Below are 13033 nucleotides of genomic sequence, written 5' to 3'. Positions count from 1 at the left end.
CGCTTAGTATAGTGGGTCCGTACGCGGTGCGCTCGCGGTTTCTGGTTTGGTTTACCACGCTTCCAGCACCACGACTTTCCATTCCCGGTTGGCGACCGGTCTCAGGCTGACCCATGAGCCAATACGGCGGCCGCTGTATGCAGCCGGATTCTGGTAGTAACCGACGCCGGCATCCTGGGCGGCGATATGTTCGGCCAGTTCGCGCAATTCCGGCAACTCGGCGTAGCGTTCCTCGCGGAACAGATTCAGGCCGATTTCGTCGCGGTCGGTATCGAACAAAATCAAGCCGTCGTCCTCTATCACCCAGATGGTTCGGCCCGGCAGTTGCAGTTCCGGTGCCAATAACTCACCCAATAACTCGGCGGCTTTAAAGCGTCCGGAAACGAAGCCGGCTAGCGTGTTGCCGATTCTGACAGGGGCCACCAAGGTGATGGCCTGATAGCCTTCCGGTGCCGGATAGACTCGACTGAGGGCCGGTTCGCCGGTTTGCAATACCTGCCGGTTGTGCTCCAGTTGCGAAGTATCGCTGCCGATCGCTTGCCGATATTTGGCCGGCGCTACTGCGACGATGGTACCCGGCGCGCGGGTTGCGGCTACGCTGGTCAGGCGCGGCAATTGCGCCAACAAGCTTTCGAGTAACGGCCCCGCGCCGGCCAGTTCGGCGGCGGATTTGAACTGCGCGGCGGTTTGCACCAAGCCGGCCTGAGTGTTTTCCAATTCGGCGCCGATTTTGGTGGCAATCGCGTCGGCGCTGCTCAGGTTGGCGTTGGAAATGCGGGTCACGTCGGCCAGCGCTTGCTCGGCGCGTTGCTGCTGTTGTTTGGCAAGCTCGCCCTCGGCTTCAGCTACTTGCCGGGCTTGATGCGCTTCGACCCCGAATTTAAAAGCCAATCCGGCGCCGGCCAGGATCGAAACCAACACCGCGGCGCTGGCTGACAGCGCGAGTTTGTTGCGGGCGATGAAGCGGCGTAGCAATTCGCCGCGGGTATAGGCATAGGCGTTGACCAGACGGCCGTCGCGGAAGGCTCGCAACTCTTCGGCCAGCGCGCCGGCGTCTTTAAAGCGCAGGCTTTGGCGTTTGGACAGCGCCTTGTTGCAAATCGCGATCAATTCGGCCGGAGCGGCCAGTTTCGGATTGCGGGCGTCCGGCATCGACGCCGCCGAGACCAATTGCGACATGATTTGGTCGGCATTGCCTTGCAGCGGCGGCCGGCCGTTCAGCAGGTAGTAAAGGATGCAGCCGAGGGCGAACACGTCGGAGCGGGCATCGATCTCGCCAAACTCCGGATCGGCCTGCTCCGGCGCCATATAGGCCGGCGTGCCGAGAATGTCGCCGAATTGGGTCAGATCGGCGTCGTAGTGTTGCGGGTGCGACGCCGGCAGCGGCGTTTCCGCTTCGTTTTCCACTTTGGCCAGGCCCCAGTCCAGCACGATGGTCTCGCCGAACGGCCCCAACACGATATTGCCGGGTTTGAGGTCGCGGTGCACGACGCCTTTGGAATGGGCGTAGGCCAGGGCCTCGCAGACGTCGATCACCCGGTCGAGCAGGGCCAGGCGTTTGGATAAGGCGTGTTCGGCCAACGGCTCGTTGTTGCATTCTTTCAGGGCCTTGGCCAGCGTATCGCCGCGCACCAGCCGCATCACGTAATACGGCGCGCCGCTTTGTTTGACGCCCAGGTCGTAGACCGGGACGATGCTCGGATGCTCCAGCCGGCCGGTAATACGGGCTTCGCGCAGAAAGCGCGCATTCAAGGCCATGTCTTCGTTGGCGGCCTGATCCAGCATTTCCTTGATCGCCACTTCCCGGCCGATGCGCTGGTCGAAACCCAGTAACACCCGGCCGACGCCGCCGGCACCGACCGCGCCGCGCAACGCATAATCGCCGCCGTAATGATCTTCAGCCTCCGGAACGTCGTCCGAGGTCCGGCGCTGCGGACGCGACTTGATGATGGTGACGTCGTCCAGCGGCAGCATACGGGTAATATCGTCTTCCGGAGCCATGGTTGCGCTTCGCAAAATTGAGACCTGCCAAGTATAGGCGGCCGGATTGGCGGCGTTTCGTAATGGTCGGCAAAATGCGGATTTTTGCTGGATTGATCGGCGGGTTCGGTTTTAGAGATGGCTGGTTCGGATTGCGGTTATGTTTGGCCAGGTTGATTACTGGAAATCATCGGGATTTCCGAGAAGTAGCAGCGGGACTGGAATCATTATTGGCTGGCGCATCCTGATAGGGTAGATAAAGGTTGGCCTCTCTACGTTGTGGCTGAGAGTATTCATCCCCTCTTCTATCCTGGCATAAAACCGAACTCGGGCGCGCAACGCCTTCCAGAATCGAAACTTTCCCATCCGGCTGCAGTGACACAGTGAGAGTTAGTTGGCAATTTGCTAACAAATTCGATTGAAACGGAGAAATTCACCAAGACAACGATTGAAATATCAAGTCGGGCGGCTATGTTTTTGCGTTAGGGTTGTGCGTCAGCGCTTAAATGAACCGAGAATTAGCAGAACGTAAACTAATCCAGAACGGACTGTCGCTAAGTTACCTAAATTTCATAGGAAGCCGGATGTGAATTGCGATTTCAAAAATAATAATTTCAGCAACAACGACGGACGTCTGCGCTATCTGCTCCTTCTAATTTTGTGGATACCGATCAAATTCGCTTTTGCTGGGCCTGCAGAAGCTTTGTATAACTGTGCTAATACTCCGGGCTACGGTTCACCTGATGCATTATGCTGGTACAACGCATACTCCTCGTCTTGGAATGGTACTTGCACCTTGGGCTTGGAAGGGGGATTACCCTCCAATCCCCGGATAATAAGGGCCTACGCACATTGCGTGAACGGCGCAGTTGTCTCTTCCAATGGCTATTACTACTCAACTGTCCAACCAACCTGTATTGCACCACGGACTTTCGATTTCTAGACCGATACCTGCCAATGTCCCGCGGGAGCAATTTACAACTCAAGTACCAATACCTGCAGTTTTCAATGCCCTTATGGCTCGACTGAGCTGATCCCAGGCAGCCGTAGTTGTGTCACCATTTACCAATTCCCTCCCAAAACCCTAGGGCAAACCTGTAACGGAGTAGGCAACCCCTGCGACGTCTCGACCGGCAACAAATACCAATCCGAAACCGACTTCGAAAGCACTGCCACCGGTTTGCGTTTTGCCCGTTACTACAACAGCGGAGCCTGGAACGTAAACGGGGTCTTGGGATACGGCTGGAGTGACCAATATTCGCCCAGTCTGGAAATTTTGACGGGCAAAATTTTTATCCACCAAGCCGATGGCCGTGCCGAATGGTTTACGCTGACCAACGGCACCTGGAGCGGCGATGCCGACAGTCGTTTGCGTCTGACCCAGGACGGCGGCGGTTACACGCTGACCGATGCCGCCGGCACTGTCGAGCGTTACGACAACGGCGGCCGTATCCAATCGCGTACCGAAACCAACGGCCGCGTTACCGCATTTGCCTACGACGCCTCGCAACGGCTCAGTAGCGTCACCGGGCCGTTCGGCCATACTCTGCAGTTGAGCTACGACAGCGCCAACCGTATCGCCCGCGCGACCTTTCCTGACGGATTGTTCAGCCAGTACCAATACGACAGCCAGGGCAACCTGAGCCAAGCCACCTACCAGGACGGCAGTATTCGCCGCTACCATTACGAAAATACCACTTTCCCGCATGCGCTGACCGGCATCACCGACGAAAACGGCGCCCGCTTCGCCACCTGGAGTTACGACAGCCAAGGCCGGGCCAATCTGTCGCAGCATGCCGGCGGTGCCGAGCAAGTGAGCCTGGTCTACAACAGCGACAACAGTACGGATGTCACTGACAGCTTGAGTACGGCTCGGCATTACACCTTCCAAAACGTGCTGAACGTCTTGAAACTCACCGGCCTTCGTCAGCCCGGCGCGACCGGCGGCGGTACGGCGACCCAAACCCGTAGCTACGACGCCAACGGCAACCTTGCCAGCCAAACCGACTTCAACGGCAACCTCAGCTGCTACGCTTACGACCTGAGCCGCAACCTGGAAACCGTGCGCCTGGAAGGCTTGCCGGCCGGTTCCGGTTGTCCCGCCAATTTAGCGGCGTACAACCCAACCGCGGGCAGCAGCATCCGCAAAGTCAGTACCCAGTGGCACGCCAGCTACCGGCTGCCGACTCAAATCGACGAAGCCGGCCGCCGCACAAGCTTCAGTTACGACACCGGCGGCAACCTGCTGCGCAAGACCGTCACCGATACCGCGAGCCAACAAAGCCGCAGTTGGAGTTACACCTACAACAGCCTCGGCCAAATTCTGACCGCCGACGGCCCGCGGACCGACGTTAGCGACGTCACCACCTACCGCTATTACACCGATACCGCGTCCACCCACCATATCGGCGACCTGTGGCAGATCAGCAATGCCCTGGGCCACACCACCACCTTTACCGCCTACGACGCCAACGGCCGTCCGCTCGGCCTGACCGCAGCCAACGGCCTGGTGATCAGCTTCGCTTACGACGCCCGCGGCCGGCTGACCCAAAAAAATGTCGGCGGCAACATTACCCGCTACGACTACGATCCTGCCGGCAATTTGACTAAAGTCACCCGGCCCAGCGGCGTGTTTTTCCGCTACACCTACGACGCCGCCCACCGCCTGACCGACATTACCGACGCCTTGGGCGGGCGGATTCATTACACGCTGGACGCCATCGGCAATCGGACCAAAGAAGAGATTCTCGATAGCAGCGGCACCGTCGTCAAAACCCGCAGCCGGGTATTCGACGCCTTGTCCCGCCTGCAACAAGACATCGGCGCCTACAACCAAACTACGAGCTACGCCTACGACGCCAACGGCAATCTGACTCAAACCACCGATGCCGCCGGCCACGTCAGCCAGCGCCAATACGACAGCCTGGACCGGCTGATCCGCACCACCGACGCCTTGAACGGCCAGACCGACTATTATTACGACGCTCAGGACCGCCTGACCCAAGTCACCGACGCTGCCGGTCACAACACCGGATACACCTACAACGGCCTGGGCGACCTGACCCGCGTCGACAGCCCCAACACCGGCGCGACTCAATACGCCTACGACGCCGCCGGCAACCTGACTCAAACCACCGACGCCGCCAACATCACCGCCCTCAACCGTCTGCTGGGTATCGATTATCCCGGCAGCGAAGCCGACGCCGAATTCGGTTACGACGGCACTGCCGGCAATATTGCCGGTCAGCAAGGCCGGTTGACCGACGCCCGCCGCGGCGATATCGCTACCCGCTACCAATTCGACCTGCGCGGCAACCTGCTCGGCAGCGCGGTACGCAAACCATCCAATGGCACCGTACTCAGCGATTTGGCTTTCGGCTACGATGCCGACGACCGCGTCGTCCACACCCAGCCCGCCAGCGGCCGCCGCCTGCAATACCAATACGACGCCGCCGGACAAGTCCGGCGCCTGCAAGTCGCCGACACCGTATCCGGCACCACCACCACCACCCGGCTGCTGGCGGACAAGATCGTCCACCTGCCGTTCGGCCCGGTCGCCGGCCTGACCTACGGCAACGGCCTCAACGACATTCGCCAATACGACCTGGATTACCGCCTGACCCGGCAGACCGCCGGCAACCTGTTTCGCCAGCAATACGGCTACGACAGCCTGGGTAACATGACCTTGAGCAACGACGAAACCGCCAGTCTGGCCCGACAAACTTACACCTACGACGCCGTCGGCGAACTAACCGCTCTGAGCCACGCCAATCCACTGCAAAATCAAAATTACCAATACGATGCGGTGGGTAACCGTACCCAGCAATCCAGCCCTGGCGGCGGCACGGCGGATTACCGGTACGATCCGGACAGCCAGCAATTGTTGGGGACGGTGATGGGCAGCCCTGCGACCGGCCAACAACTCAACCACTTCCGGAGCGACGCCCGCGGCGCAATCGACCGCTCGCAAACCGAACTGAAATCGTCGTTCTGGAATGTGCTCAGCACGCCGGTCGATTACCTGTACGCCGCGGACCAACGCCTAGTGCAGATCAATAGCGGCACTAGCATGCTGGCCGGCTACGCCTACGACGCCTTCGGGCGCCGGGTCGGCAAAACCCGGCCGGGCAAGCCGTTGCAAACTTTCGCCTACGCCGGTAGCCAGCTACTGGCCGAAAACGCCGGCACGCCCAGCCACTACGCCTACCTGGACGGCCAACCGCTGGCTCGGATCGACGGCAGCGCCGCCAACAGCCCGATCTACTACTTTCACAACCACCCGCTGGGCGTGCCGCTGAAAGCCAGCAACGCCGCCGGGCAAACCGCCTGGGCTGCCCAACTCCAACCCTTCGGCCTGATGCAGACCACCACGAACGCCATCAGCCAAAACCTGCGCTTCCCCGGCCAGTACTTCGACGCCGAATCCGGCCTGCACTACAATATGGCCCGTTATTATTCGCCCGAACTCGGCCGCTATCTGCAATCGGACCCGATTGGGTTGGCGGGGGGGATTAATACTTATGCCTATGTTCGGAATAATCCGCTGAGGTACACTGATAGGCGCGGACTTTTAGTTGACGCGGTACTTGATACAAACACCAATACGCTTACGGTTACTGACCAAGATACGGGCGCGAGTGTAACTGCTAATGCATTTACTGGCGGTTATGCTAATCAACCATACGGATTTGTCACGCAAACAAATACCGCTCCTTTCCTTCCAGCACCTGCTGGAACCTATTACATAACAGACAACCCGAATTTTAGTGTTGCTCACTATCAGTGGTACGGTTTATTAAGGCAGGATAATAGAATAGATGATTATTTCTATGAAAATGGTGTGCAACGAAGCGGAGCCAGATTGCATCCAGGAAGGCTAAGTTACGGATGTGTAACTGTTAATTCATCTAATAGCTATGGTAGCAGCGGTTACAGTCAGTGGGATCAAATAAATAATTTAATAAGCAATACTTCCACAACAGCTATTCCTTATAGATCTGGACCTTATCCGTGGAACCCAACAGAAGACATTACTTCGTACGGTACATTGACAATTAAATAACAACCTAATATGACTAAAAAAATATGTACTATAGCTTTGTTTCAGTTAGTAAATTTAATTTTTTGCAACAATAATGCTATTGCCGGTGGAGATGATTATTCAATTGTAAGAGTTACTGCTTTTTCTGAGTTGAGCGGGGTTTATACTATAGGTGTACAGGGGCAGCACGATAATCAACAAGTGTTTGGTGGATGCCAACAGCTTGATATAAAATTAAAATATCAATACGTCCCTTGGTATTCATGGCTGCCATTTATTCAAACAACTCATCCATCAAAAGAGGATAATGAAGAAGCTCTTAACTTTGTTCATAAATCTTTTATAGATCGGAGAGAGATATATTTTACAGTCGCAGGTAATGGCTTGATTGAAACAAAGGCTAAATGTGTCTTTGAAAGCAAAGGCTTGCGACAATCTGGTCAATTTGTTTTCTCATATTACCATCCGTTCTAATTTCATATAATGAACGGGGTCAGGTCTAGCAATTAAGCGTCCTTGAAAGCCGGGTAGGGTACGCATCGGGTACCTGTTTCTTATCCGACAAACTTACACCTACGACGCCGTCGGCGAATTGCCCGCTCTGAGCCACGCCAATTCGCTGCAAAATCAAAATTACCAATACGATGCGGTCGGTAACCGTACCCAGCAATCCAGCCCTGGCGGCGGCACAGCGGATTACCGGTACGATCCGGGCAGCCAGCAATTGTTGGGGACGGTGATGGGCAGCCCAGCGACCGGCCAACAACTCAACCACTTCCGGAGCGACGCCCGCGGCGCAATCGACCGCTCGCAGGCAGAGTTTAAATCGTCCATCCGGAATGTGTTCAGCAGGCCGGTCGATTACCTGTACGCCCCGGACCAACGCCTGGTGCAGATCAATAGCGGCGGCGGCCCGCTGGCCAGTTACGCCTACGACGCCTTTGGTCACCGGATCGGCAAAACCTGGCCGGGCAGGCCGTTGCAAACCTTCGCCTACGCCGGCAGCCAGCTACTGGCCGAAAACGCCGGCACGCCCAGCCACTACGCCTACCTGGACGGCCAACCGCTGGCTCGCATCGACGGCAGCGCCGCCAATAGCCCGATCTACTACTTTCACAACCACCCGCTGGGCGTGCCGCTGAAAGCCAGCAATGCCGCCGGGCAAACCGTCTGGGCCGCCCAACTCCAACCCTTCGGCCTGATGCAGACCACCACAGCCGCCATCAGCCAAAACCTGCGCTTCCCCGGCCAGTACTTCGACGCCGAATCCGGCCTGCACTACAATATGGCCCGTTACTACTCGCCCGAACTCGGCCGCTATCTGCAATCGGACCCGATTGGGTTGGCGGGGGGGATTAATACCTATGCCTATGTGGGAAATAACCCGGTCAATGCGGTGGATCCGTTAGGATTGTATGAATTTAGTTCAAATTGCCAACAGAAACATAGAGAACAAGTTGACAAAGCGTGTCCAATAGCACAGGAAAAATCAAATATTGGAGGTGCTGGCAATGCGTTTTCTCAAGTGTTAGATAACACTACGTTTGATTGTTCATTTCCTCCAAAGCTTCCTAAGACAAAGAATGATTGCGGAATAAACTACGGCAACACTATCTACCTAATTAAGGCCTTTAACAATAAACAATGTGGATCACTAGAAAACACAATTGGGCATGAAGTTTCCCATTCCCCTCCTTTTAATTATAGAGAGGATAATGCTTTTATATTTGAATATGGTTTATTTGGTAAAACTCCTGTCAATCCGGCAACTTTTAGGAAAAATTATCCGGAGCTACCTGGAGCTGCCTATGAAAATTATGAAGACTTTTATAACAATATTTATTTATGGTAAAGCTATTTCTTTTTGTGCTACTGCTTGTTAATTCAATGCTTATTCAGGCAAGAACGCACCCAAATGAGTCTGGTCAGGAAGTGCTAAATCGAGTGGCAGTCGATGCGGACACAATTTTTAGAGGTCGTGTTTTACGGGAAAAAGCAATCAAGAATGGATTGGTTTTTGCTGATGGGGATACTCTTTCCATAGGTATAATGGAAGTCGAAGTTATAAAAGTTTATCGGGGAAATATTCTGAAAAACGATAAATTATTGCTTTGTACTTGGTTTTTAGATTACGAGGCAGCTTTTGATAATTCGAATCTCCATGACTCAATATTTTTTGGCGTCAAAATAGATAATAATAAGGTGCTTATTCCAGATACTTATGGGTATATTTGGAGTGCGGAAGAAAATGAACAAAATATATACAGGGCGTTAAAACTGAAACACAAAAAGCATAGCAATCCATTTTCAGAGGTCTTTTCTAATGCCAAAATAACAAGTAATTCGTGTATTGGGCCTATTAAATGGCATTAAAGGCTTTAAGTCGGAACGCACTGCGGGTCCGCCGAATGGTGATATTTGGGAGCAGAGCGGGGTCAGGTCTAGCAATTAAGCATCCTTGAAAGCCAAGTAGGCCACGCATCGCGTACCTGTTTCTTATCCGACAAACTTGCACCTACGACGCCGTCGGCGAACTAACCGCTCTGAGCCATGCCAATCCGCTGCAAAATCAAAATTACCAATACGATGCGGTCGGTAACCGTACCCAGCAATCCAGCTCTAGCGGCGGCACGGCGGATTACCGGTACGATCCGGACAGCCAGCAATTGTTGGGGACGGTGATGGGCAGCCCTGCGACCGGCCAACAACTCAACCACTTCCGGAGCGATGCCCGCGGCGCAATCGACCGCTCGCAAACCGAACTGAAATCGTCGTTCTGGAATGTGCTCAGCACGCCGGTCGATTACCTGTACGCCGCGGACCAACGTCTGGTGCAGATCAATAGCGGCACTAGCATACTGGCCGGCTACGCCTACGACGCCTTCGGCCGCCGGGTCGGCAAAACCCGGCCGGGCAAACCGTTGCAAACCTTCGCCTACGCCGGCAGCCAGCTACTGGCCGAAAACGCCGGCACGCCCAGCCTCAAAACAGAATGGGGTCAGGTCTAGTATTTCTAGATCTGACTCCCTTTTTATGCCCCCCTTTTTACAATCAAAGTTGTGGCTGATTTCGCTCTCCTGCTGTCGATCTTTTTTAGTTTAAAACTTATATGCCTATTGATCGAAGCAGTAGCTATTGCCTTCCGGCCAACCGCGATGAGTTCATCAAACGTGTTTGATGTTTTACCGACCGGATTTTTCAGTCACGAGTATCCGTACTATGGCTGATGTATTTGTTATCACTGTTTTAATGCTTGACTTTCACGTTTAGCATGGAAACTTACTATTTCGTTTGTAAACCAAAATCATAATTTGAAGCAGCGGAGTGTTGTCATGAAATCAAGCAAAACTATTTTATTGGTGTTAGTTGCGTTTTTAGTTAGCGGTTGCGGTGATCAATGGTGGTGCGGTGATGATGGTTGTAATGCGGCTTCGTCCAAGTCGATGGTTAGGCAATCTGAATAATGGTTTTCAATCCGGTTTTCGGTTTGACGGTATTAGTTTAAATCGCGAGTAAATTGAGTTATTTATTTGACTTACGGCCTTACAGCGTACAACAGAGCGGGCTCAGGTTTAGAAATTAAGCGTCCTTGAAAGGTTTTGCTATATTTCCAGACCTGACACCTTTTCGTCGGGATCACTTCATAAAGCCCCCGGCCTTGCCGGAGAGATATTTACTACCGACAGTCGCCTCCAAATCCTTATCAATTGAAAATTTAGCTTTGATATTTGGCTTCATAAATGGAATATTTTTTATTTGGAACAACTGCTAGTACTACTAATGCTTTCGGTGGTTTCGTAGGTATAGGGCGTACCCCAATAGCAGTCCGATTTATCGATGTGCTGGTCTACGGAGTTTTGCAGCATTATAAGGTTATCTCTGATATAAGCTTCATATTGTCGACCGGCCGAAGCGGTGAAGCTCAGCCTGCATACACGGTCTTGCGCCGTCACTCGATACGGTGTCGTGCTAGTATTCGTTTGTTCACAGACAGTCTTTTTCTTTTTATCTACCTCTTTCTCTGTACAGGAGCAGTAACCATATGAATAGCTGGTGTTGCCGTTTTGTTCTTTATGAAGAATAGCGGACTGCGTGGTTTTTAGACTCTGCTCTCCAGGTAATACCTTAATAGTTGTAAAGCGATCCAAGAATGCAGTTGTTGGCTTCCACCACGAATTATCCCTACTAATATTTTCAACAGAAATATTTGGACCCCATGAGGTAGCAAACCAATCTTCGGAAAACCAAGTCAACATATTCAACGGAAATATCCAAAACAATGGCACTCGAGAGATAGCGGGTGCTTTAAGTGCGATAGTAGCCACTTGATTATCGGTTAACTCCGGGCCGCGATAACCTTTGATGGTGCAAGCGGGTAGAAACACTATGCATGGCAAAATCAAATACCTACGATTTATTCGAGACATGGTCACAATCTTGAATTGAATTTTTTAAGCCCGGAATCATTTCTGGCAATTTAATTAAGCCGCCTCGCTGACTGCACCCTGTTTGGCCCAACTTTAGCTTAACAGCCAATGCATTCGCCTTTACATGCACGCCCTATATCTTCAATGCAGTATTGTTTGTCTGCATATTCGCAATACAAGTTGTAGATAAAGCTGTTCTCACAATTGCAGCGAGCCTTCTTGTCCAAGGGGCTACTGAGGCGATAGACAAAGCCATCCTGAATGCCGAGTTGTACGTCGAGCTGAAACAACGATGGCAATGCAACCGGATTTTGGGGATTGATTTGTTCTTGTATGCAAGCCAATCGCCAGGCATCTTTTATTCCAATATTCGCATGATTGGTCGCGATCATGATTTTGATAGGCGTATGGTGCAAAAAACGGCCGAATGCATTTCGGCAAAATTGCCAGTAAGAGCGAGTGAGCAAGGTAAACTCGCACCAAGCATCATCTGCAATCAGAGAAGGTATTGCTACAATTTTGCGTCCGGTTTTATGATAGATTGCGAAATAGTTTTGTAATCCTTGTAAAACCTGACTTATCTGGTTATCAGTAAGGTCTGGATATTTTTTACTTAGCCGATTCTGAATATTCGGATTAAACTCGTAATTTCTGATATATTCCAATTGTCTTGATTTTTTTAGACTGATTTTAATGATAATAGCAACAGTCAAACCGATTAACGTCCAAAACAGTAATCTGCTGTCAATTTGATAACCCCAAAAATTCACCATTCTTCCTCCATTGTTACGCTTCAAATGCACTAATCATCCACTATCAAGGTGTTTGGATTGATCGCTAATAAATCATGTCGGGTTAATCATTGAACAAAATCCGGTATATGTCTGCGGCAAGTGCCGAATGACAGGCGAGCGGTGTCGAAATACCGGTTTTTTCCTGGTTAAAGCGTATCGATTGCTAAGCGGGTATCAGTTAATCCTGCAACTGTTGGTATTGGCACGAAGTCGCTAGGTGATGGAGTAGAACAGAAGCAGAACAGGGTCAGGTCTAGAGCATCCTGATGGCCGTAAGGCGGATGAATTGCAAGGTGCGTGTTCGTAAGGCGGATTCGGAGCGGTAGCAACAATCCGCCAAAACTTTAAAACCACCCGCGTTTTGCTATCGCGAAAACGCCCTACGGTCCGGATTAGCGTTTCCGCGACAGTATTGGCAGCCAAACCAAAAACGGAGCCGAGTACACCGCAAAAGATGCTAACAGGCCCGGTATACCGTGTGGAGCCACTACCGTTTCGGTCAAAAACAGGGTGTCGCCGAAAATCGCTGCAACCGGTAGGTAGTAAAACGACAGCATCACCAGAACGACAAAACCGAATGGTAGCGGCGCGCCGAAAATCAGCAGCATTTCCAATAGGTTCGGCAGTACCGCTGCTAGCAGAAAAAGCCGCCATAAGATGCGGTATCGGTTCGGCTGGGGCGTATTCATCTTCAGCGCGATTTGGCAGGTTTGAATGGATAAGGGAGCCGCTAAAAATTGCACTGCGATAAGTTCGGTGCGGACGGAAGCTCTCAGAAGTGGCTCCATTCG

9 protein-coding genes are annotated in these 13033 nt (G+C 52.7%); 5 read left to right on the top strand and 4 right to left on the bottom strand.

The features are described from left to right. Window positions 1-51: 51 nt before the first annotated feature. Window positions 52-2001, bottom strand: coding sequence for a serine/threonine protein kinase (locus tag C2U68_RS11955; RefSeq protein WP_140912714.1), 1950 nt, complete (start codon window positions 1999-2001; stop codon window positions 52-54). Window positions 2002-2953: 952 nt separating this feature from the next. Here C2U68_RS11955 and C2U68_RS11950 point away from each other — a divergent pair. The 5 genes from C2U68_RS11950 to C2U68_RS11930 all read left to right on the top strand — a co-directional run bounded on the left by C2U68_RS11950 (window position 2954) and on the right by C2U68_RS11930 (window position 10029). Further along, window positions 2954-7042, top strand: coding sequence for an RHS repeat-associated core domain-containing protein (locus C2U68_RS11950; RefSeq protein WP_313901412.1), 4089 nt, complete (start codon window positions 2954-2956; stop codon window positions 7040-7042). A 9-nt stretch (window positions 7043-7051) separates the two neighbouring features. Then, a complete protein-coding gene (locus C2U68_RS11945; RefSeq protein WP_140912712.1) occupies window positions 7052-7495 on the top strand; it encodes a hypothetical protein in 444 nt (147 codons plus the stop codon). Between the two features lie 118 nt (window positions 7496-7613). Then, a complete protein-coding gene (locus C2U68_RS11940) occupies window positions 7614-8873 on the top strand; it encodes an RHS repeat domain-containing protein (RefSeq protein WP_140912711.1) in 1260 nt (419 codons plus the stop codon). After that, a complete protein-coding gene (locus tag C2U68_RS11935; RefSeq protein ID WP_140912710.1) occupies window positions 8867-9394 on the top strand; it encodes a hypothetical protein in 528 nt (175 codons plus the stop codon). The genes C2U68_RS11940 and C2U68_RS11935 overlap by 7 nt, the downstream gene beginning before the upstream one ends. A 308-nt stretch (window positions 9395-9702) precedes the next feature. Then, window positions 9703-10029, top strand: coding sequence for a hypothetical protein (locus C2U68_RS11930; RefSeq protein WP_140912709.1), 327 nt, complete (start codon window positions 9703-9705; stop codon window positions 10027-10029). 744 nt (window positions 10030-10773) lie between these two features. On the opposite strand, the gene C2U68_RS11925 is transcribed toward C2U68_RS11930, so the two are convergent. From C2U68_RS11925 to C2U68_RS11915, 3 genes are all read right to left on the bottom strand, one after another. Next, window positions 10774-11346: a hypothetical protein gene (locus tag C2U68_RS11925; protein WP_140912708.1), complete on the bottom strand. Its 573-nt coding sequence runs from the start codon at window positions 11344-11346 to the stop codon at window positions 10774-10776. A 200-nt stretch (window positions 11347-11546) separates the two neighbouring features. Then, a complete protein-coding gene (locus C2U68_RS11920; protein WP_140912707.1) occupies window positions 11547-12221 on the bottom strand; it encodes a glycine-rich domain-containing protein in 675 nt (224 codons plus the stop codon). Between the two features lie 413 nt (window positions 12222-12634). After that, window positions 12635-13033, bottom strand: a 399-nt coding sequence (locus C2U68_RS11915; RefSeq protein WP_222101902.1) for a hypothetical protein, incomplete at its 5' end; no start/stop codon positions are given.

Source organism: Methylomonas koyamae, from assembly GCF_006483455.1.
In the GTDB taxonomy this organism is placed as follows: Bacteria; Pseudomonadota; Gammaproteobacteria; order Methylococcales; family Methylomonadaceae; genus Methylomonas; species Methylomonas koyamae_B.
Note: the sequence above shows the minus strand (reverse complement) of the source record. Positions and strands in the feature narration are given on the sequence as shown.